20 protein-coding genes and 2 pseudogenes are annotated in these 20,320 nt (G+C 62.1%); 10 read left to right on the forward strand and 12 right to left on the reverse strand.

Features of this window, described 5'->3' with window-relative positions; all coding sequences use genetic code 11:
* Positions 1-283: 283 nt before the first annotated feature.
* Positions 284-1,051 (forward strand): hypothetical protein, encoded by a 768-nt coding sequence (locus tag LFT44_RS08250; protein WP_236802144.1) that lies wholly within the window; start codon positions 284-286, stop codon positions 1,049-1,051.
* Here the strand turns inward: LFT44_RS08250 and LFT44_RS08255 are convergent.
* On the reverse strand, positions 1,048-1,500 hold the full coding sequence (locus LFT44_RS08255) for a DUF488 domain-containing protein (RefSeq protein WP_236802145.1): 453 nt from the start codon (positions 1,498-1,500) through the stop codon (positions 1,048-1,050). The two genes, LFT44_RS08250 and LFT44_RS08255, sit on opposite strands and share 4 nt — an antisense overlap.
* A 548-nt stretch (positions 1,501-2,048) precedes the next feature.
* On the reverse strand, positions 2,049-2,399 hold the full coding sequence (locus tag LFT44_RS08260) for a hypothetical protein (RefSeq protein WP_236802146.1): 351 nt from the start codon (positions 2,397-2,399) through the stop codon (positions 2,049-2,051).
* Between LFT44_RS08260 and LFT44_RS08265 the strand changes: the two genes are divergently transcribed.
* The gene (locus LFT44_RS08265) at positions 2,398-2,577 is read left to right on the forward strand and encodes a hypothetical protein (protein WP_236802147.1); all 180 of its coding nucleotides are present in this window, start codon (positions 2,398-2,400) and stop codon (positions 2,575-2,577) included. The two genes, LFT44_RS08260 and LFT44_RS08265, sit on opposite strands and share 2 nt — an antisense overlap.
* 1,223 nt (positions 2,578-3,800) lie before the next feature.
* On the opposite strand, the pseudogene LFT44_RS08270 reads toward LFT44_RS08265, so the two are convergent.
* Positions 3,801-3,932, reverse strand: a pseudogene (locus tag LFT44_RS08270) (alcohol dehydrogenase); the annotation flags it as partial.
* Positions 3,933-4,004: 72 nt separating this feature from the next.
* Between LFT44_RS08270 and LFT44_RS08275 the strand changes: the two are divergent.
* Positions 4,005-5,167 (forward strand): IS3 family transposase gene (locus tag LFT44_RS08275; RefSeq protein ID WP_236800145.1). Its coding sequence is split into 2 segments (ribosomal slippage): positions 4,005-4,283 and positions 4,286-5,167, totalling 1,161 coding nucleotides; the frame shifts between segments, so codons are not numbered across the junction.
* Between the two features lie 44 nt (positions 5,168-5,211).
* On the opposite strand, the pseudogene LFT44_RS08280 reads toward LFT44_RS08275, so the two are convergent.
* From LFT44_RS08280 to LFT44_RS08300, 4 genes and pseudogenes are all read right to left on the reverse strand, one after another.
* A pseudogene (locus LFT44_RS08280) lies at positions 5,212-5,424 on the reverse strand (alcohol dehydrogenase catalytic domain-containing protein); the annotation flags it as partial.
* A 981-nt stretch (positions 5,425-6,405) separates the two neighbouring features.
* Positions 6,406-6,906, reverse strand: a complete 501-nt coding sequence (locus tag LFT44_RS08285; protein ID WP_236802148.1) for a hypothetical protein — start codon at positions 6,904-6,906, stop codon at positions 6,406-6,408.
* A 3-nt stretch (positions 6,907-6,909) separates the two neighbouring features.
* Entirely contained in the window at positions 6,910-7,767 is an 858-nt protein-coding gene (locus LFT44_RS08290) for a NucA/NucB deoxyribonuclease domain-containing protein (protein ID WP_236802149.1), read from the reverse strand.
* A gap of 1,195 nt (positions 7,768-8,962) precedes the next feature.
* Positions 8,963-9,511, reverse strand: coding sequence for a DUF2269 domain-containing protein (locus tag LFT44_RS08300; RefSeq protein WP_236802150.1), 549 nt, complete (start codon positions 9,509-9,511; stop codon positions 8,963-8,965).
* A 352-nt stretch (positions 9,512-9,863) separates the two neighbouring features.
* Here LFT44_RS08300 and LFT44_RS08305 point away from each other — a divergent pair, with 352 nt between their 5' ends.
* Both LFT44_RS08305 and LFT44_RS08310 read left to right on the forward strand, forming a co-directional pair.
* Positions 9,864-10,334 (forward strand): TetR/AcrR family transcriptional regulator, encoded by a 471-nt coding sequence (locus LFT44_RS08305; protein WP_236802151.1) that lies wholly within the window; start codon positions 9,864-9,866, stop codon positions 10,332-10,334.
* 312 nt (positions 10,335-10,646) lie between these two features.
* Positions 10,647-11,567, forward strand: a complete 921-nt coding sequence (locus LFT44_RS08310) for a WD40/YVTN/BNR-like repeat-containing protein (protein WP_236802152.1) — start codon at positions 10,647-10,649, stop codon at positions 11,565-11,567.
* 114 nt (positions 11,568-11,681) lie between these two features.
* Here the strand turns inward: LFT44_RS08310 and LFT44_RS08315 are convergent, their stop codons facing one another.
* Positions 11,682-12,314, reverse strand: coding sequence for a DedA family protein (locus LFT44_RS08315; RefSeq protein ID WP_236802153.1), 633 nt, complete (start codon positions 12,312-12,314; stop codon positions 11,682-11,684).
* Between the two features lie 314 nt (positions 12,315-12,628).
* Here LFT44_RS08315 and LFT44_RS08320 point away from each other — a divergent pair, with 314 nt between their 5' ends.
* Together LFT44_RS08320 and LFT44_RS22130 are read left to right on the forward strand one after the other, a co-directional pair.
* The gene (locus LFT44_RS08320; protein WP_236802154.1) at positions 12,629-12,979 is read left to right on the forward strand and encodes a DUF3817 domain-containing protein; all 351 of its coding nucleotides are present in this window, start codon (positions 12,629-12,631) and stop codon (positions 12,977-12,979) included.
* Between the two features lie 624 nt (positions 12,980-13,603).
* Positions 13,604-13,984, forward strand: coding sequence for a prolipoprotein diacylglyceryl transferase family protein (locus LFT44_RS22130; protein WP_442863774.1), 381 nt, complete (start codon positions 13,604-13,606; stop codon positions 13,982-13,984).
* Between the two features lie 132 nt (positions 13,985-14,116).
* Here LFT44_RS22130 and LFT44_RS08325 read toward each other — a convergent pair whose 3' ends face one another.
* The 3 genes from LFT44_RS08325 to LFT44_RS08335 form a co-directional block, all read right to left on the reverse strand.
* On the reverse strand, positions 14,117-14,470 hold the full coding sequence (locus LFT44_RS08325) for a hypothetical protein (protein ID WP_236802155.1): 354 nt from the start codon (positions 14,468-14,470) through the stop codon (positions 14,117-14,119).
* Between the two features lie 424 nt (positions 14,471-14,894).
* Positions 14,895-15,608 carry a lipoprotein intramolecular transacylase Lit gene (locus tag LFT44_RS08330; protein ID WP_236802156.1) on the reverse strand — a complete coding sequence of 238 codons (714 nt, stop codon included), beginning with the start codon at positions 15,606-15,608 and terminating at the stop codon, positions 14,895-14,897.
* 894 nt (positions 15,609-16,502) lie between these two features.
* On the reverse strand, positions 16,503-16,997 hold the full coding sequence (locus LFT44_RS08335) for a DUF3515 domain-containing protein (protein ID WP_236802157.1): 495 nt from the start codon (positions 16,995-16,997) through the stop codon (positions 16,503-16,505).
* A gap of 538 nt (positions 16,998-17,535) precedes the next feature.
* Between LFT44_RS08335 and LFT44_RS08345 the strand changes: the two genes are divergently transcribed.
* Positions 17,536-18,081 carry a hypothetical protein gene (locus tag LFT44_RS08345; RefSeq protein ID WP_236802158.1) on the forward strand — a complete coding sequence of 182 codons (546 nt, stop codon included), beginning with the start codon at positions 17,536-17,538 and terminating at the stop codon, positions 18,079-18,081.
* A 52-nt stretch (positions 18,082-18,133) separates the two neighbouring features.
* Here the strand turns inward: LFT44_RS08345 and LFT44_RS08350 are convergent, their stop codons facing one another.
* Entirely contained in the window at positions 18,134-18,625 is a 492-nt protein-coding gene (locus LFT44_RS08350; protein WP_236802159.1) for a hypothetical protein, read from the reverse strand.
* 343 nt (positions 18,626-18,968) lie between these two features.
* Between LFT44_RS08350 and LFT44_RS08355 the strand changes: the two genes are divergently transcribed.
* Both LFT44_RS08355 and LFT44_RS08360 read left to right on the forward strand, forming a co-directional pair.
* Positions 18,969-19,772, forward strand: a complete 804-nt coding sequence (locus LFT44_RS08355; protein ID WP_236802160.1) for a phosphotransferase family protein — start codon at positions 18,969-18,971, stop codon at positions 19,770-19,772.
* A 101-nt stretch (positions 19,773-19,873) separates the two neighbouring features.
* Positions 19,874-20,155, forward strand: coding sequence for a hypothetical protein (locus LFT44_RS08360; RefSeq protein ID WP_236802161.1), 282 nt, complete (start codon positions 19,874-19,876; stop codon positions 20,153-20,155).
* Positions 20,156-20,320 lie beyond the last annotated feature (165 nt).

The raw sequence follows: 20,320 nt of genomic DNA on the forward strand, positions 1-20,320 counted from the left end.
GGGGTTCGATGGCAGAGACCACATTCTGGCACGGCTCGTTAGGAGCCATCTTCAAGGTCGGCCGGCGGATCCTGTATATGATCACTACGAGTGAGCCCTTGGCCCATGCAACGCCAAGGCACAGTAGCGCCGACCGCGGGGAGCGGGGGGTGTATTCCCGATAGTCGCATGACTGAGGGTTATTTTTTTGGGGGCAGCTGAAATGATGTTCGGGGAAGGGCTGTTCGCCAACGGCCGGCCTGAGTATGAAAAGGAACTCGGAGCGGGTATCACGGAGGCGAAAGTGCTGATTACGGTCAAGGCCGCTCCACAGCCCTCGGCTAACCATGGTGACACTGTTTGTGTTGCAGGTCTTAGACTCACGGAAGGTGGCCCGGAATGGATCCGTCTTTACCCGATCCCTTTCCGCTATCTCCAGGCTGACGCGAAATTCAAGAAGTACGACATCGTGAAGCTAAAGCTCACACCAGCGGCCAAAGACCGACGACCCGAGAGCTACACCCCTATCCTTGATTCCTTGACCATCGACTCCCACCTTGAGCCGTGGAAGCCACGGCACCCCCACGTTGACCCGCTTATCGGTGCGTTCAACACCTGCGAACTCAACTCCCGCGCTTTGAACGGATCGGCCGGGCCATCCCTGGCTGCCGTAGTGCCGGCGGACATCGACAAGCTGGAGTTGCGACTTTTCGACGGGTGGACCCCGGAACAACAAGCGAAGATGGAAGCCCATCTGAACCAAGACACACTCTTTGGACCCAAGACGGACAGGTCGATCCTGTCCCCGCCGAGGTTTGAAGGTCATTATCGCTACCGCTGCGCTGGGAAGGGCTGCAAAGGACACCGGCAGGGGCTGCTGGATTGGGAATTCACCGAACTTCAGCGGCGGCACACGGGGGACACCGACGCAGCCGCCAAAGCGGCAATTCAGAAGAAATTCCTGGATCAGCTGTGCGCTCCGGCCCGCGGCCCGGTATTTTTCCTGGGCAACCAGCTGAAAAGACCCCAGGCGTTCGGTGTCTTGGGCGTTTACGCAGCCGCGGCCCGTTAGCGACCCACCAGGGTAGCCAAGCGTTCCTTTGCTCGAGCGAGAACGTATTTGCGGTGGCAGCACAACTCGCTGGCCTCAAAGCACAGCACGGCCACACGCTGCCGCGCGGCAAGGTCGGTAAGCTCAATGATCTTTTCAGCAGCTGCTTCACTGTCAAGAAGAGACTCGAAACGTTCGCCCGCAACCTTTGCAGCCGCCGTGCCCGGAGCCCAAAATCCTTCACGGTTGTCCTTCGGATTCCCTAACGCCGGCATGTGGCTGTAGCCGACGCCGGCCTCGGCCAGCGCTTCGGTCAATGCCCTCTTTGAGAAGCCCTTTTTCCGTGAGATAGGGTTCAATCGAACGTCCACGACCGTCCCGATTTTCCATGCAGTCAGTTCCTCAAGGAACGACGAGATGTCCTTCCCTTCGTAACCAACACCGATGACGCCGCTCGTTTCAGTCCACATGGTTTCATTCTTGCACGTGGGCAAAATCGGCCGACGTCGTACCCGGCCTCGGCGTTATTGAGAGCATTCGCTCAGCTTGTGAGGTGGCGCTTTGTTCCCTCTCGCCGGACAAATCATGAGCGCGGCTGCCGAAGACGGCCGCCTTGTAGCGGCACAGCAGGACATCTTCCCGGGGACGGGGACCCCTGAGCGGTCAAACCATCAGCGGCTGAACGCGCTCGTGATAGTGAAGGTCCCGCCGATGGGGGACCGGCGGGACCTTCAGTCGTCAACCTTACAGTTGCTGGGCGCGAACAGCGATTGGACCAAAGGAAGCGCGGTTCTTGCCGTGCCATACTGCAGGGCATAGCCGCAACCCCGGCCCACCCCATCGGCAACATCTACGCAAAGACCTGGGCTACTTTGCAAGCAAAGCAACTCGGGCCAGCGGCCATGCTAGCCGCTGGTCTTTTTGGTTGCCCTAGGACCTAACTTTTGGCGGCTGAGTAAGTGTCTGCGGTACCAGCCGCGGCAGGTGGGGACTTCGATCCGCGGGATTTCGTTAGGTTTCAGCGGACGTTGGGGAACCGAGCGGATGGTGTAAGGGGTGATACGGTCCGTCTCGTGTCCCTCTCGATCATTTCTGCGGCACTCTTGTCAGTCCTGCGGATGTGGTCCACCGCCCAGGTCAGGAGCACTTCGAGACGATTGACTTCCGCTTCTGCAGCCAAGAGCCGTTCATGAGCCGTCACCGAGCCATAACCACACCATTGGCGGAGGATCTCATGAACGGGCTTTTGGCGGCGCAGGTAATAGTCGTATTCAAACTCGGCTGAAGTCGTTACCGGTTCCCGGGTTTCCCAGTTTTCAATTGTTCCGCCCTGCTTGGACTTTTCCCGTGCCACTGCTTCCTCGGCCATGACGAGGTCCAGGACCGGGGCCGGGTTCCTGCGGCAGGCCAGCTCCACTACAGCCAGCGCCGCACGCGGCGACAGGAACCTCGCCGTCGTGAACCAGCCAGGAAAATCGGGCTTGGAAGGCGGCCACGGTCTGTCCGGTGAGCGTTTCGAAGGCAACGTGATCGTGGACCGTCGATGAATCGTCGCTTGAAGCGACAGATAGCTCAGCGACCTCCGAAGGTATAACCAGCTCAAGGGCCGTCCACAGGGCCGACGCCTCATGGTCGTCGATGGACTCTGCCTTGAGCCGCCGCCAGCCATCCATCGAGGTGTCGTACGCGACTACGTCTTCCCACGGCACCTTGAGCCGCGAGCGAGGGACGTTATCTTCCCTGCCCGGTGGATGGCCGTGCATGTGGCGGAAGTCGACCCGGAATCTTCGACCCTCCTGGTGCACCGCCACGATGTGCACCCGCTCGGACGGCGCATCGTCACGCAGCCTGTAGGCCCACTCTTCCCCTGGGCAGGGACCGCGGAAACCTCAGAATTTGGTTCCATAGCCGCTCATTTTCCGTCCATGCCCCGGCTGCTGTCTCCTGGCAGATCCATGCGCCTAAACAAGTCAGAAGTCCGACCCTGGTGTTAATGTGGTGTTCGCACCGTTCTGCCTGATAATGCAAGGATCGACGCTCATGCTGTTATTCGCATTCCTCCGGGCCTTCGTCCGTAACCGTGTATGCGTGAGGCATCCGAGCGATGGCCGACTTACGGCCAACATGCGCACGGAAGCAGCGCCTGCCCGAACCCGGCCGAGATGCTTCCCGGGTTCGCCGTGGGCGACATGCGAGCGGTGAGCGCGGACCTCGACGTGGCGATGAAGGCCGGCAGGCTAAGCGATCTCACCGCAGTCTCCAGTCTTCAGATGGTCCTGAACTCCATCAGCCCTGGGCCTCGACCCGACCTTCCGGACGTCTGCATCGACCCCCAGGGTCTTCGCCCCCACGTGTCAGGTTGAGTTCCATGACCCACTCGTGACCTTGTCAGGAAAGAATGAAATGGACTCTCTTGTGACAGGACCCGGGTGGGGCGCCGACCTCAGGCTGGGGTGTGCCGTAATTCGGTGCACTCCTACCTGCCGGCCGGCTTGGGGACTCCGGTACTCGTGGCCGCCGTTGCCATCGTCACCTCGAGGTACTCTTCAGATGACAGCGTCGTCCATCACGGGCGTCGCACGGCCGACGTCTAACCGCACGGTCCATAGACCCTTGGCATGCGTTCAGGAGCCTCCGCTGCGTCGTCTTGCTTCATCACCACGGCCGACCCAACCGGCGGCTTTCCAACTACGTACTTTGTTGGCCCGTCAACCGCTGGTCACTTCTTCACTCGCCCTGTTGTCGGGTCCACTTCCAAACCACGTTATGACTACCCGGAAATCACTACTTTCAGGGCGTTTGTCTCTGCTGCACGGCCGAAAGTGTCATAGGCATCCATGAACTCGTCGAACCGGAAATGGTGGGTCGCGAACTTTTCTGCCGGCAGCTTTTTCTGTGCGACGGGGACTGCTGAAGGTTTGATTGACACTTTGCCTGTGAGGATTTGATCCTCGCGGGTGGAAGGATGTTCATCATGCCCAAAGCCTTTCCCGAAGAGTTCCGCCGCGATGTCGTCGCGGTTGCCCGCAAGGGCGAAGCACCCATCACCCAGATCGCCAAGGACTTCGGTGTCTCGCCCGCTGCCCTGCACCGCTGGATGAAGATCGCCGATAGAGAAGATGGCGTGAAGTCCGGGGCGGTGTCCGATGACGCCGCGAAGCTGCGGGAGGCCAACAAACGCATCCGGCTCCTGGAACAGGAAGCCGAAGTCATGCGCCGTGCCGTGGCCTATCTGTCCCGGGACATCAATCCAAAAAAATGATGTACCCGCTGGTCCGCGAGCTGGCTGCCAGGGACGCCCCGATCAGGGTTCCCGTGGCAGTGTCCTGCCGGGTACTGAATTTCTCCAGACAGGCCTACTACCAGTGGGCCGCCAATCCCGTCCCCGCCCGGGACTGGGAAGAAGCCCACTTGATCAACGCGGCCATCGACCACCACCGCGACGATCCTGCCTTCGGATACCGGTTCATCGCCGATGAGATCAACGCCGGTCCCGGCCCGGCCGCCAGCGAACGCCGGATCTGGCGGTTGTGCTCGGAGAACGGCATCCTCTCGGTGATCCACCGGCGGCGCCGCTCAGGGCTCAAGGCCGGCCCTCCGGTCCACGATGACCTCGTCGAACGGGACTTCAGCGCCACGGCACCGAACCGGAAATGGCTCACGGACATCACCGAGCACCACACCGGGGAGGGCAAGCTGTACCTGTGCGCGATCAAGGACCTTCACTCAAACCGGATCGTCGGATACTCGATGGACGGGCGGATGAAAGCGTCCCTGGCCGTCGCCGCCCTGGACCACGCCGTGGCCCTCAGGAAACCGGCGGGCACGGTGGTCCACTCGGACAGAGGGTCCCAGTTCAGATCCAGAAAGTTCGTCCTGGCCCTGAACACCTATGGGCTGAGCGGATCGATGGGCCGGGTCGGGGCCTGCGGTGACAACGCGGCGATGGAATCGTTCTTCTCCCTGCTTCAAAAGAACGTCCTGAACCGGAAACGATGGGAGACCCGGGCCGAGCTCCGGCTGGCCATCACGACCTGGATCGAGCGCAGCTACCACCGCAAACGCCGTCAACGCGCCCTCGGGCGGCTGACACCCATCGAGTTTGAGACAATAAAAAACGCGGCCTCAGCCGCGTAAGAAATTATCAACCACAGCTGTCAACTAAACCTTCAGCAGTCCCAAGAGCCCACCTCGGTAATGGTTCCCACGCCTTCGTGGCCCAGAATCCTCCCTTCCTGTACGGCTGGAACGTCGCCTTTGAGGATGTGCAGGTCTGTCCCGCAGATGGTGGTGGTGTCGACCTTGACGATCGCATCACTGGGATTGCGGATCGATGGATTCGGCACGTCAGTCCAGGTCTTTTTCCCGGGTCCGCCGTAGACAATGGCCTTCACTGTTTCTCCTCGTTTGACGGTGCTGGACGATAAATCTCCTCAAGAATGGCCGAGGGGGCGACCAAGCCGACAGGGGCATAAGTCCCAGATATGAAAGCACGTATCTGAAAACCTGCCCATCATCGCCGTTGCCGAGCAGCGGCTGGGCAGACAGGCCAAACGGCACTGTCCGCGGTGACCGTCCCGCTGGTAGCACTGTGATGTGGCCGTCTCGCCCGCCGCAGCAGCCGTGAGGCATCCCTTCGCTGCCGTCATTTTCGGTCTGGAGGGGGAGGTGACCAACACAGCACTGGTCCATCAGGCCGCCTGGAAAGAGGCTTTTGAATGATTCTGCAGGACTCCCGGATACCGGACACTGGCCGGCAGGTCCCCCTTTTCCAGAACTGGCTACCGGACTTACGTTGACAGCGTCCCCCGGGAGGAGGGAGTACTCAGGTTTTTGGCCTCCAGGGGAGTGGAGAACAGCCTGGGGCTGCGGGAAAAATCCGCTCCTAACGTCTTCCTGGCCGCTGCATTCCAGCTGGGAGTAACGCCGTCGGCGCGGTGGTTATTGAGACTCGGTCCCCGGACTGCAGGCAGCCCACCGGTGCGGATTCGGGCTTGTGGTGGCGATTGACCGCTGGGGGACCCGTCGAGGGCTTGAAGCTGCCAGAGCCGGCACCGTCCTCAACGATGTCGGTGAATTGGACCTGGAACTCGCGCTTGGCGATCCATGGCAACCCATCTACGAAGGCTCTGACGCTGGCGTGAAGGGCATCCCGAACCCTTATTGCCCTGGGCAACGGCTACCTGGCCGTACGGAGTGCATCACCCGAAGACGGGGGAACTTCAGATACCCGGGGATGTGGGCTAAAGCACCGCGGTGGACGTGCGCAACGGCGTAAATACCGGGGGGACCGGAACGCTAACATTCCTGACCCCGCATCCAGCCCGGGGGATTCACCTCGCGGACCGGACAATGCTCTCTCGCAACATCGGGAATCAGCTTCCCGCGTACGGTCTGCCGCTTATATGCCACTGAATTGCATGCACTCGTTCTGGTGCCGGCGGGGCTGGCCAACATACGATCAGGTACTCCTCGCTTCGGGGGTCGGACCCGATGCTGTTGAGTTCCGCAAGCCGGTTCCGGGCTAGGCACCGTATGCGATACCAGCCTGGGCCCTGGGTGCTCAGCTCCGGGAGGCCCGGGAACTCGTACCCAACGGCGTCGACGTTCAACTTCCCATGGGGGGCGTGGACGGATACGTCAGCACCTTCGTCCCAGCCGTCCATCGACAGCTCCGGTTCGGCGTCATGGAGATCGACGCTTACCGTGACCTTGCCGGTGTCTGTTCCGGTGATGACCACTGCCCCTGAACGGAGTGGGCAGATGAGCCCGTTGCTTTCCTCGAGGTCCTTCGGTGCAGGAACGGTTTCGTCTTGGAAGTCAATCAGGTAAAACAGGTGATAGGTGACGGGAACAGCGCACATCGATTCGTGCATCTTCTAGTTTATGATCGACACGAACAGTGGGTCGCCGTCCAGGACGCGCTGGCCGGTGTACACATTCCCCAACGTGGCACCTGCCGAGAGGTTCTCAGTTGCTGAGATCATGCATCTGCTGTAACCAACGGAGCCCGTGGCCGGCGGGTCAAGGAACAGGCAGTTCGGGAACGATCGAGCCGTGCCCCCGGACGCTGCTCCTTCGTAGGTGGAAGCGAAGGGGTATTCATCACAGGAGAGACTGGGCACGGACGGAGGATTGCCGCACGCGGCGGACCTGTTCGCCGCAACTCTGGTTGCATCGGTCGTGCGGTGGACCGGATCATAAACGTTGCCTCCGTGAAGGCCGGAAGCCAGTGATTGACTGACATGGGTTGTGAAGGTCGGAAGCTTTGTCCGCGAGTACTCCACGACCCCTGGGACGAACCATATGGCGCACCCTGGTTTCGGACTGCTCCCGCCGGCAGCGTTGTCGCAGCAGACCGAGAAATCAGACGCGCTGGTCGATGAGGTTACGCCGTTGAGGGTGGCGCTCAGCGTCGAGTTCGTCGATAAGTAGTAGACGGAACCCGTCTTGGTGTCGGTAGGGCCATACCCGCCGGCTGCTTCCTGCCATTGGCCCAAAACGATCGGCGCATCGGGTATCGATGCCAGGGTTTGGGTGACGCAGCTGCCATTGCAGGCTCCGGTGCCTGACAGGGTCATCCCGCTGACATCACCTTGAATTTGGTAGACGCTGAAACCGAATTGGTGGGCGATTGTCGGAATATCAAAGGCTGTGTACTGCCAGTTGTAGTAGTTCACGTAGGCCCGGCCGACTTCCTGGCCATTGCCGTTACTGTCGTACTGGATTTTCGACACGTACACTGCGTCGATCTCGCAAGACTGGACGCGGGAAGAAAGACGCGTCCCAACTGGAGCCTGAGTGCACCAGCTTGGAAGTGGCAAAACTGAGCCCGTGCTCGACGAAGTCGATAGTTGAGCGGCTGGGGGAGCGAGGCTCGGCGGAACCTGTCCGACGCACAGCTGATATCCCAAATTGCTGGCAGAGCACGTGGGCGCCCCGGGAACAGATCCCGGAAACGCATTCACCCCATCTGTTTCGGCGGCCGCACGCGCAGCAAGGGTCGCGAAATCGGTAGCGGAATCAAGAGGAGCCGCCGATGCAGGCATCAGATATGTACTGAAAACAAAAGCGAGTGACATCGATAATGACATCATTCTTGCTCGTTGAGAGACCTTATTCATCACAACAGCCCTTCCCCAGTGTGATCATGACCATGCGTCAGAAGACCAACCACCGCGAGAAGGTGTCTTGTGCTTCGAAAATCCAGCCCCCAAACGGAAAATCGGTCCCATCGAAGGCCTCCCAATAGCCTCGATCTGGCGGCTATTCGGGAGTGCACGAAGACGTGCCCTGATTCTGCAAGCGCCAGCAAGAGATGTCAATGGATCTTCCTTTGACCATTTGGCCATTCGCCCAATGTAGGAAGCCCTCGCCACAGTAGGGAAGGAACAGTACCAAGGCTTCCTAACCGAACTGCTGCTGGCCGAGTGCGACGACAGGGACCGGCACTCCTCCATCCGCCGCCTGAAAGCAGCGAACTTTCCCCGGGACGGGTGACTCGGGGACTTCGATTCGATATCCACCCGAACATCAACTCCGCCACCATTCACACCCTGGCCACCGGGGGAATGGAACCGCGAAGGGTAACCTCTCTGCCTGACTTGGGACTCGCCCGCCATCGCCCAACAGTCAACTAGCTAAAAAGACCGGTGGGGCCAGATATAACCGTCCTGGCGGGGCCAAGAAGGGTTGACATAGTCACCCGTTCCTAGTGGAAATTCGTGATGCTCCGATCCGGGCGCCGCTGGTCCTCGACCTCCACATCTTCCCCGTGTTGCAGACCCTGAACCGCCATACGGCGGAGTTGAATGCGGGAGTCACTGCCCCCTGGGACCCTCGGCCCAGGGGCGCAGCGGAAAACCGAACGCGAGCGAAAGCAGGAGCACAGCACGACACCACAGCCGATTAACACGCCCCGATCAACGTTGCTTAGGCCCTTGCGCCTTTGACCGACCGGGTCTGAACCTGCTGTTCGGCGAGGACTCTCTGTCCGTGCCGGGTGAGTCCGCGGGGTTTGTAGACAGACAGGACGGTTGTGACCAGCAGCGCCAGTATCGCTGCGCCGGCGTCGGCGACGAGTTGAATCCTCATCCCACTCATGGCAGACGGACCCAAGTCTGTCGCAAGGGAAATTTCGGCCATTGTGGTGACCGGTTGCAGATGTACCAGTAACAGGGCCGTGGCCAAGGCGGTGATGACAAGCTTGATTAGCACCCAGTAGTGCCGGAACAGTCCCCACACGGTGCCGAGACCTTGGATGACTCCGGAGATCAAAGAGGCCAGGCATAGCGGGAAGATGATCATCCAACCCACCAGGTTCATGCCCACGTACGCTGTGCGGGCCAGCTGAGCATCAGAGGAGGTGAGCCCGGCGATGGCCATGACCAGGAACGCGGCGATGGCGCCTAGCCACCCCACGGAGGAGATGATGTGGACGGTCAGGGCCACTTTCCGCACGCCTGGGGGCATCCGTTTCATGGCGTGTGGTTCATGACCATTCCGCCACTAAGGTGAATGACCGCAAAGGCGACCGCCAGGACGGCGGCAGCGACAAAGAACGCCTTTACCCATAGAGGCGTCTTGTGCCGTGAGGTTTCTCTGCTGTCAGCGGGGCGCTGGCCGGGGTTCGTCATGGTGATCCTTCAAAATGGTTTTGTAAAACAGTATGTATTGAACTGCGTCACTATGTCTATTGTGCGTCGGGTTGTAGCATTTGGGTATGCCCAGGCTTTGGAATGACACGATTGAGGCGCATAGGGATGCTGTACGCCGTGCTGTTCTTGACGCCGCTGCGCGTCTCTTTGCCGGCCATGGCGCGTTGGGTGTGACTATGTCAGCTATCGCTCAGGAAGCCGGTATCGGCAGGGCCACCCTTTACAAGTACTTCCCGGATGTCGAGTCCATCCTCCTGTCTTGGCATGAACGCCAGATCCAGACCCATCTGGAGGAACTCCTTCGTATAAAGGAACAGGCCGCCGGCGCCCGCCAGCAGCTCGAAGCCGTTCTCCACACCTATGCTTTCCTGTCCCGTTCAGGCCACGACGATGCCGGGGCGGAACGCCTGCATCAGGGAGGACACGTAGGGCGGGCCCAGCAACACCTAAAGGATTTCCTGGCGGAGCTCATTGAACAGGGGGCCGACGCAGCAGTGTTCCGCACCGACGTTGCCCCGGATGAGTTGGCGGCTTTCTGTCTTCATGCCCTTGGTGCTGCAACTGTGTTGACTTCGCATGAGGCTGTGCGCAGGCTGGTCAAAGTCACCACGGACGCCCTGCACCCGGACCACATGCTGGGGGTCTAGTGTGAAGGCCCGCGCTTGGCAGACCTTCACATAAAGTTGTGAGCCAAGGGAGGCCCAGGCCGGGCGACATGAAACCGCTGTGAGGGACCGCGAGGCTGAAATTCAGCGCCTCCGCGAAAAGATCACGGCGCTGAAGGCGGCAACCCCGACCCGCGAATCCCCTTGACCGCCACCGTGACCTGACGGCGGAGAAATAACATCGACCACGGCCCGGTCAACTGCCGCTGTCGCCGCAACCTGCCCCTCATCACACACCATTTAACCCCGACAGGCCGCCCTCAGGCACCTCCCGCCAACTGCAAGGATCAGTACATGCCCGCTGCACACAAGCCCGCTGCCACCAAGAAGCCCCTGCCGACCGCCCCCAAAACGGCGCGCATGATCAGTCAGCGCTGGGTGGTTATCGCCATCGCCGCGGTGATCGCCCTGGGCGCCGGAACCGGCATCTTCCTGGCCACCAGCAGTAGGCCGAAGGACGGGACGCCGGCTGCTATCAAGCCGTATGTTGGCGGGGACCTGCACGTCCTGACCGCCATCAGGGACCGGCTCTACGTCGGCGGCCACGATGGCGGAGCCGTCTCCAGCGACGGCGGCAGGACCTGGACTCAGCTGGCCTCGTTGAACGGTGCCGATCCAATGGGTGCCGCAGCCAGCGGAGACACGACGCTCATCGGCGGGCACCCCGGCCTGTTCAAATCCACGGACGGGACCTCCTTCAGCATGGTCACGGGCCAGGGCGGACTGGGGGATGTTCACGCGCTCGGCGGCGCCGGAGACACGGTCTACGCCGGAACCGCGGCGCGGGGGCTGGTGGCCAGCAAGGACGGCGGGGCGAGCTGGGAGGACCGCAACGCCGAAGCCGGCAGGATGATCATGGGCGTGATCCTCGTCGAGCCCTCCGACCCGCAGCGGCTGATCGCCCCCATGTCAGCGGGCCTCGCGGCCAGCGCCGATGGCGGCGTTACCTGGAAGCCGCTGGACGGTCCGGGCGGGGCGATGGCGGCGGCATGGGACCCCACCAACACCCAGCGATTGGTTGCCGTTGGAATGGCCGAAAGCGCCCTGAGTGCCGACGGCGGCAAGACCTGGACCCCCTTGATGCTGCCCAGGGGCGCCGCCGCGGCGACGTTCTCCCCGGACGGATCAACGATATATGCCGCAGCGCCCAAAGGTACCGCCGCTGCCGTCTTCGCCAGCACGGACCAAGGACGGACATGGAAGGCTCTGAACTGAATCCGCAGTGGCAAAGGGCGGACGCAGCCATGAACTGCTGATTTATCGGCAGCTGACCACCCCGACCGGCGCCCGATGTGGCCGGGACGAAGACCGCCGGGCACCGCTGCCGGCCTATTCCCTGGCAGGCGTGGCGTCACGGCGGGCGAGGCGTTTGTGCCACCAGCGCAGGACGTGGTCGATGACGATACCAAGAACGATTGCGAACACCACGGCAATGCCGGCACTCAGCAGAGGACTGCGGTGCAGCCAGGGCGTGGAGCTGGCCAGCATGCCGATTCCGAGTGAATACACGACCCAGGTAATGCACGCGAAAGCATCAAGAAAGAAGAACCGGCGGCGCGGGAAGGCGGTGGTTCCAGCGACATAATTCACGGCCACCCGCCCCCACGGGATGTACCGCGCGGTAAAAATCAGCACGGCGCCGCGCTTCTCCAGCTCGTACCGGGCCCAGTCAAACACCTTCCGGACCTTCGGTTTGCGCATCCACCACCAGCGCTCCAAACCGATTTTCCGGCCAAGCATGTAAGCCATATTGTCCCCGGCCATCGCCCCGAGCAGGGCGGTGACACCAAGAACCCACAGATTGGGTTCCCCACTTTCCCGGGAGAAGGCAGACAGCGCGACTATGAGGGTCTCGCTCGGAACAACCATCGCGAATCCGTCAACAAAGAAAAAGACAAGCAGTACGGGGTAAATCCACCATTGACCAGCCGCATGGAGCACGGCCTCGTTAATAAACTCCACGCCGGCAGCTCCCAGATAATAAGGGCGATGGAAATCGCTCTTCAGTGTCCCATGGCCGCGGCGGCGTTCTCTGTACCCCTGCCGGTGGGGTCCCTCAGCCAGCTCGGTTCAGCCCGTGCTGTCAGAGGTTGGCCGTCACCCGGTCGCCCGACTGGAATGGGTTCTATTTGCGTCCGTTCCGGGCACAAACGCGGGAGGCCCCCACACCTCCAAAACCCGCGGTCCGCCTTTTCGGCGCACAGGCTGCAGTCTCCTTCGCCCGACCGATCATACGTTCCAGCATTCTTTCAGCACAGGCTGCTATCTTCGCGTCCATGGACTTTCTGCGTGTATTTCGAGTGCTGGCCCTGGCTGAGGCTGTGTCATGGCTGCTGCTCATCTTTGCAACTATGGTGAAGTACGGGGTCGGACAGGCGGTCGGAGTGCAGGTATTAGGTCCGCTCCACGGTGCGCTGTTCATCGCGTACGTTCTTCTGGCTCTCTTACTGTGGCGAAAAAATGAATGGACCGGCAGGACACTGGCGATTGTTCTTGTTGATTCGGTGTTGCCGGGCGGCGGCCTGTGGGTTGCCCGGCGAGCCGACCTGAACGCGGCGGAAGGTCCCCAAATCCAACCCAGTGAGTCAGAGCTGGCTTTGAGTGCCCAGCGGGATATGCCGTCCTGAACCTGGTCTTGGCTGATGCCGGGCCGAGCTCCCAACAAGGAGCGCCCCGTCGGACCCGTTATGCAAACTTAAGTCGACCGAAGAGCGGGAGTGCTGCGCTGACTGCGGTGCTCATACGGCGGCCGGGTGAGGCGTTGAGCCCGCCATGCAATCGGATCCCGGCACCGGGCTCTTCGATTGATCCGCAGGGGCTGGCCGCCACTTACTGGATTGACACCGGCAGCTGGGATGGCCCCCAGAGCCTGTCTGTGCAATTTTCCGGTACCCGGTCCAGTCGAGGAACCGGTGCGGTGACGGAACGTTTCGTAGTCTGAAGACATCGATTCGGTCACGGCAGGAACAGGGCGGATCGCCGTCACGGCCTGCGTGTCAGGTATTGTCGGCGGGTTATGGGATGTCACTGCGACACCCGTACCGCGGTCCGGGAGAAACTCTCGGCGCCGCACCGTCACTTCCCGGAATCGCACCCGAACGTACGACGGTTCACACAAGTTTTCATGCCCTCGCCCAAGGTCCCGGCCTCCATGTTGTGTCCTGGCCTGTGCTGGTGGGCCTGGGAGCGGTCCTGGCTGTACTGCTCCAGTCCCTTTCCTGGCCGGGCAGGGCATTGGCCCGACCGGGCCGATGTGGCTGACCGTGCTGGCAAACGGGGTTGGCGCGGCAGGTGCCCGGCTCTGGTCACTGATCCTGAACGGCCAGGCGCTCAAAAGCTACTTCAAAACCGGTGCGTGCATCCAGGGGTTTTTGGCCGCAGCCCTGTCCACCATCATCCTCGGATCCCTGGTTTTCGGCTTACCTACAGGCCGGGTAGTGGACGCGACGGCAGCCGGACTCTTCTTCGGCATGGCTTTGGGGCGGGCCGGATGTTTCTTCAGCCGATGCTGTTACGGGCGCCCTACCGACTCACGATGGGGACTATTGCAGTGCCACCGCGCATTCCCGGCTTGGTTTTCGTGGGTTCAGTCGCGGCCTACACACTGGGCCGCCAGCTGCTCTTTCCACTGAGGGTGCAATCCCACACCCGGCGGGGACGGATACTGACCGCCACGGTATGCGGCCTCATTCTGGTGGTTGACATCACGCTGGCTGCCATGGCCTGATCCTCGCTACGGGGGTCAGGAACATTGGGGCACCGTATCAGTCGCGTCGCGGTCTTTCGCCGCCCGGGTCGGCTGTATGAGCCGGCTCGGCTGCGCCCGCCCGTGCGGCCGGGCTGATCAGAGGCTCGTTGCGGGCCTCGTCGGTGCGTGCCGAAGCTGCCTCGCTGTCCTGTGCGAACTGTTCCCGGTAACGTACACGCCGGATTCGCCGGGTCATGGAAACCATGAGCATGACAACAGCGATGACCATGAACGCCGTCATCGCGAAACCAAGAAACCCGGGGGTTACCTGGTCCGCGTTAAGGCCTGGCCGAAGTCCGTCACCCGCAGGGCTCGGAGCGGGCGTTGCCGTCAGGGCGTAAAGGCCGGCGGCCGCGATGTGAAGGTGCACTGCGAAATCCTCAAATCCGGCTTTCGTATGGGCGCCCGCCGGAGGCAATTTTTGCGTCTCCACCCGCTCCACAACCACCGGCAGTGAGCCCCGTGGCCGCAGGAAGACAGATGCCGGACGCACCCTCAACTATATCGCTTCAACTCCGGCTTCACCGAAGGTGCGCCTGTTGCACCGAAGTTCGGTTCCTCCGCCCCCGCCTGAAAAGGTTTGGTTCAATGGTGCTGGGGGGCGGCGGCTTTGCTGCCGTGTTTTTGATGCGCTGGACGGGAGCTTCGGCCAAGGCCTCATTATCCAGGGCTTGATCCATCAGGACAACAACCCGGTCGAACAGGTCTGGACCAGCGGGATGTATCGACACTGTCACCGGGGCTCCCGTTCCCGGCAGCGGAGCCGGAATTCCCGTCGCCGCCCGGCCGACAGCTCATCGGGCATGCGCAGTCACGCCGCTGTTACTGTCATCGGGAAGCCGTGGCTGCCGGACAGGCCAGCAGAAAGCAACAGTAAGTGTGGCCACGATGAACACGAGGGCGGCGGTCGTAATCGCCGCGTCGGTCCAGAACTGTTCGGGAAAAAGCCGGATCAGGGTGTCATCTACTCGGAATGTCCACGTACCCGCGGCGAAAAACACCGCATGGACTTGCGCAAAGAAGGCTTCCCACGCCAGGACCGCCGCAACGGCCAGCGCCGCGATGAGAGCCAGTGTCAGCACCGCCCCGGAGAACAGGGCCCTCCGGACCGCGCCCTGATACCTCCGGGCGAGGTACACACACGAGGCGACAGCGGCCAGCAGCATCACGAACGCCACGAGGAAGGATACCGAAAGAACACCCTTGACATCTGACATGTGTCCCACTTCGCTCTCAAGGAACAGCCTGCCGCCCTCTGCGTTCACGAGTCTGCCGAGGTAGCCGGCCGGGGCCAAGTTCAGAACGAAATCCAGGGTATAAGAGCCGTAGATGAGGCGCTCTTCAGTGGTAAAGCCAAAAATGTCTACGGGAAAGCCGGGGCGCTGGTATTCGAGCCAAAGGAACAGCGGCGAAGTCACGGCACGGACGGCACCCGCGACCACGATCACCGGGAAGAACACTGCCACAACGACCTGAAGAAACCGGCCGAACAAGAGCCCGGGAACCACCTCGTGCCTCCTCGAAGGTACGCTGCCGGCACCCGAGGGCAGGTCGCTGCTTGAGCCCTCGCCGTCCGCACCTTGTGCCGCTGGCGGAACTGAATCCCGGAGCAGGCCGGCGATGTCGTCGTCGACACTATGGGCTCCCGTCAGCGGTTGCGCCGGAACCCCCTGGCCGTCTCGCGGGGACCCCACGGTTCTGCGGGGGTTTTCGGATCCGGCCATCTGGGTTCTCCTTGACTGTGCGCCGTCCCACCACACACGTCAGTGCGACCTTTTTCCAACAAGGCTACAGGCCTCCTTCGCCGCGTATTTTCTGGTCCCCACGAGCCGGCCACACGGAAGGGTCCGCCACGCAGCTCGGTCGGCGGAGGGGTTACGGTTTTCTATGAGCAGCGGCCCGGCCTCATCCAGCCAGGCCAGACGGGTGTGACCTTCCGAACAATGGGGTCCGGGCCGTTGGCTTATCCGGCTACACCAATCCAAATCACTGCACGAAAACCTGGCCGACCTGACCGCGAAGATTCGGCGTCGTCGTAGGTTCCCAGGCTCGGCCTGCACGGTCGAGGTAACGAGGTCGCCTCTGGTTTCGAGTTGGTTGACCGTCATGGCCCTTCCGTGCCCCAGGGAATTCAGCATAAACGCGCAGATCATGGCTTAGGCACCAGTGAACGTGAAATCAGCATCCCGAAACTGTGCCCCGGCGGCCGTTAGGGCGCAGACCTGCCCGTATAGCGAGCCAGCCGTCGCGGGCACCTGCACAGCCAACTGGGGGACCCCAAGCCGGGGCCGCTACCGTCACTGCATGTCTTCGACCCGACCCATCACGCCATGGGCTGCGTTTAGCCGGATAGGCGACTTTGGCGAGGTCGGCGCAATTCACCATGGCAGCCCCTTCCAAGCTCATCCAGTGTCTTCCTGCCCGAGGCACTTCCTTGTTGCCGGGATCTTCCCAACCGCATCAGCCAGATCGGCCAGGACTGCCGCCGAACTGATCTTGTCCGGATCCATCAGGATTTCCGTTGCAGGCTCGCGACCGAAGGTGGTCAGTGTCCATACCGGGTCCCCTTCCCTGATCAGCCAGTCGATCCCGTTGACGCTGACGCATCGGTCGGTCGTGGGGCCAGGCACGTTGACCCCGCAGCGGAGGATCAGGCGGGAGGGCTCTCCCCACGCGGCCGTGGCCTGGCTGTTGGTCTTGCGCGGCGCCGCGTCCTCGATAGCGTCCGGGAGGGCCACCATCATCGGTGCGCAAGCGGGGTTTGCAGCATCCTTCGCCGATGTTACGTCCACGACCGGGGAGCACGCAGTGATCAGAACCAGGCTTGCCGCTGCCAACGGAAGACCGAACCATCGGATGGGACCAATGACGGGGGTAATGCTGTGGCGCGGGCACATTTCTCCACCCTATAGGTGCGTGGGACGAGCGGCCGCAAGGGGCCGGACGGACTGCAAGTGGTGCCGTCGCACCGCCAGAACCCTCTCCTGCCGCATCAAGGCCATCGGCTTCACCAGCTGGTCCTTCACCCTTATGCTCGACGCCATCTGGGCTGAGAAAGCCCGAGGCCACACCCCCGGGGCAGGGACGCCACGGGAAGTCTGGGCCTTCGTTATCTGAGGGTCTGTGCCGGCTACCTGCATGTCCGGGCTACCAGCGGCTGGACCCCCACCGCGCTTCATGACGCCGAAACAGGCGGCCGACGAGCTGAACGTGAAGCCTAACCAGATCCACGCGCTAATCAAGACAGGGGAGCTGCGGGCCTTACAGCTTGTGGCCGCGGCCTGTGGCGTATAGGCCGCCAGGATCTCGAGGACTACGTCGCGGAGGCGTACCGGCGCACCGCTGAACGCATCGCCTCCGGCGAGCTCGTGGATGATGGGGAGTCGGAGGCAGGGGGGCGTAGCGGAGGAACCGGGTCGCCCCTATGATAACGCCATGAGGGAGTGGGGCGCCAAGCATCCTGAGCTAGCTTTCACCCTTGCTGTGTTGGCTGGCGGCGTCGTTGCCGTGACTGTTGACCTGCTTCTCGGGCAGGAACTGGATACAACGATTGCCAATATGGCGTTCTTCATGCTGTTTGTTGGCGGCGGCTTGTACTTCACCCAGAAACGCCTCCGGAAAACAAAGGCCAGGCTCGATGAGCAGGGACAGTCGCTCCTGTTCCTGCGGTACCCGAACAGCCTGCCTGGTTCCCTTAGCGGTGTCTGGCAGATGGGCATCGCAACCCCGGCGCCAGGCCGAATCGACTTCCAGCCCGCCGTCTACGACGAGCTGATCCCCAGCGGCCGCAGCCGGACTCTCACTGGCCTCCGCAGCACCGGCCTGCCGCCACGGCTGGCCACGCACAACGACAACAAGCAGGCCGTGCCGGGCGGCTACCAGATCATCACCCTGGAATCCGACGGCGGAGTCATCGACATTGCAGCCAGTCCAGCGACACTTCAGAAGATGCAGGACGCCGTCGAACCGGCATCCCCGTAGCCGCCGACGTAGGAGACAACCGCGGCGAAGACCACGAGCAGGACCAGGGCTATCATCCCTGCCCGTCCTCTTCTGGCCAGTACTTCAGGGCACTGGCAGCGGCGTCCCGGAGCCGGCTTCCGTCGAGTGTAATGGAGGATTCGGGCATCCCCATGTCTGTCCACTGGGCGACCAGCCGCAGGTCGCCGACCGGCGGCAGCGGCCACAGCCACAGTGCGCCGTTTGCGGACATATCGTCCTCGCCGCCGTTGCCGCCCTTGGGCCGGTATTCGAAGACCGGCCCATCAGGTTCCTGATCCAGGGATTTGAGCTCATACATCGCCAGGGATGAACTGCTGGCCTTGGTGCCGTCCGGGAACTGGACCCCGAACAGAAGCACGGAGCCGGCTGCGATCCCGCCGTTGCGCACCTGGGGAGCTGGACGGTGAAACACCCCGTTGGTCTCCGCCCACTTCCTGTCCTCCTGGTCGGTGCGGCGCAGCATCCAGGTCACCTCAAATATGCATCCGGTGGAATAGACCTTGACGGCTTCAATAGCCAGCACAAATGTCGGGGATTTGTGGACGAATCGTCCTACAGGAACGACCGCGGGAAGTTCGTACCGAGGCGGCGCCACCCAGGGAGGCGGCGTGAACTGAGGAGTCCGTGGGCGGGGAGGCGGCGCGGGTATTGAGTAGTCCTGGAAGAAGGTCACGGTCGATCCTTTGATTCCGCTGGCTACGACCGACCAGCGGAACAGCGGCAAGCCGCCCTGGATCCCCCAATCCGTCCTTACCCGCCCCAGTCTATCCCCGGCCCTTGACGGCTTGACCGGACGCAACGCTGGTAAACTCCGGCACATGCTGCGATGGGATGGTGGACGGTTATCGGCCCTGCAGGCTGACGTGGTGAGCGCATGGCTGCAAAGGCCAGAGCTCATTGCCGACTTGTCTTGGAGGCAGCTGGATACGCAGGTCCTGCAGGTTCGGGCAGCTGGTTCTATGGTGATCGTGAAAGCCGCGGGCCCCGCGAATCACCACATCGGGCGTGAGATCACCGCGCACACGTCCTATACCAGGCCTCTCGTCGAACGGGCGCGGGCAGGGCGGATGCTGCACTCCAGCCGGGACCTGAACCTTTTGGTTCTCGAGTATCTGGACGGTGAGCCCTTGGAGAACACCGTCGGCGAACTCGCCGAAGACGTTCACTTCCAGGCTGGTGGGCTACTCAAGGCACTGCACGCCCAGGAACGAAGAGTCGACGAAGACTACGAGTTCCGGGAAACAGCAAAATCCGTCAACTGGCTGGACAAGCAGCATCGCATTGAACCGGCTATGGAACGGGAAGTCCGCTGCCGGCTGGCCGAGTACCGGCCGCAACCAGTAGATGTTGTTCCCACACATGGGGACTGGCAGCCCAGGAACTGGCTTACCGACCGCGGCACGGTTAAGGCAATTGACTTCGGCCGCTTCCACTTTCGTCCCGCCGCCACAGATTTCTGCAGGCTGACGGTCCAGCAGTGGCAGCAGGCTCCGAGCCTGGAGGCAGCCTTCCTGCGCGGGTACGGCGAAGACCCCCGATCCCAGAGTGTCTGGCGGATGAATCTGCTACGCGAAGCCGTGGGGACGGCCGTCTGGGCCCGTTTCGTAGGCGATGAGGCGTTTGAATCCCAAGGGCACCGGATGTTGCATCAGGCACTCCAAAACTTTTGAGCGAACGAGCTTCTCACCGTCGACGACGTAAGGCAGGCTTCGTCAGGACACGCCCCGCCATCGTCCGAAGGACAGTCAGCGCCCGGGAGCACCATGAAGGTATGACGGCTCCAACAGTGGACGCGGCGATCCACGAACTGATGGATCTCGCCTGGAATCTTGTCTACGACCTGCTCGAGGAGCGGGGCTTGCTCGGTGACGGGTTGTTCGTCGAGGAGTACACCGGGATCCATTCCTGGGTGGAGGACCTCACCCGCTACACCGTGGTGCACTCCCGGACGGTCGCGGTCCTTTTCGTGGATACCCGGCCCGTCGACGCCATCGCCTTCCACCACGACCTCCTGGGCGCTGACGACCCGAAGGGCTTCTTCAGAGTTCCCTGATAGGGGAGGACCGGTGGCTACCCGCGGTTGGTCGGTTCGCCTGATTTTCGTGTTGTGCCTCAGGCTGTAGCCAGAAATGTTGCTACCCCGAGGATGCAGGAAGTGGAGATGGCGGCGGCAGAGGTATGTTTCCGTTCACCCACAGGGCCGCAAAGAGCGAGAACG

The sequence above is a fragment of the Arthrobacter sp. FW306-05-C genome (assembly GCF_021801725.1).
Lineage (GTDB): Bacteria > Actinomycetota > Actinomycetes > Actinomycetales > Micrococcaceae > Arthrobacter.

Excerpts from the sequence above, each read along its gene's own strand:
- LFT44_RS08255 (WP_236802145.1), bottom strand. The coding sequence starts at position 1,500 with ATGTGGACTGAAACGAGCGGCGTCATCGGTGTTGGTTACGAAGGGAAG.
- LFT44_RS08265 (WP_236802147.1), top strand. The coding sequence starts at position 2,398 with ATGACGAGGTCCAGGACCGGGGCCGGGTTCCTGCGGCAGGCCAGCTCC.
- LFT44_RS08260 (WP_236802146.1), bottom strand. The coding sequence starts at position 2,399 with ATGGCCGAGGAAGCAGTGGCACGGGAAAAGTCCAAGCAGGGCGGAACA.
- LFT44_RS08285 (WP_236802148.1), bottom strand. The coding sequence starts at position 6,906 with ATGCACGAATCGATGTGCGCTGTTCCCGTCACCTATCACCTGTTTTAC.
- LFT44_RS08300 (WP_236802150.1), bottom strand. The coding sequence starts at position 9,511 with ATGAAACGGATGCCCCCAGGCGTGCGGAAAGTGGCCCTGACCGTCCAC.
- LFT44_RS08305 (WP_236802151.1), top strand. The coding sequence starts at position 9,864 with ATGTCAGCTATCGCTCAGGAAGCCGGTATCGGCAGGGCCACCCTTTAC.
- LFT44_RS08310 (WP_236802152.1), top strand. The coding sequence starts at position 10,647 with ATGCCCGCTGCACACAAGCCCGCTGCCACCAAGAAGCCCCTGCCGACC.
- LFT44_RS08320 (WP_236802154.1), top strand. The coding sequence starts at position 12,629 with ATGGACTTTCTGCGTGTATTTCGAGTGCTGGCCCTGGCTGAGGCTGTG.
- LFT44_RS22130 (WP_442863774.1), top strand. The coding sequence starts at position 13,604 with ATGTGGCTGACCGTGCTGGCAAACGGGGTTGGCGCGGCAGGTGCCCGG.
- LFT44_RS08335 (WP_236802157.1), bottom strand. The coding sequence starts at position 16,997 with ATGTGCCCGCGCCACAGCATTACCCCCGTCATTGGTCCCATCCGATGG.
- LFT44_RS08345 (WP_236802158.1), top strand. The coding sequence starts at position 17,536 with ATGAGGGAGTGGGGCGCCAAGCATCCTGAGCTAGCTTTCACCCTTGCT.
- LFT44_RS08360 (WP_236802161.1), top strand. The coding sequence starts at position 19,874 with ATGACGGCTCCAACAGTGGACGCGGCGATCCACGAACTGATGGATCTC.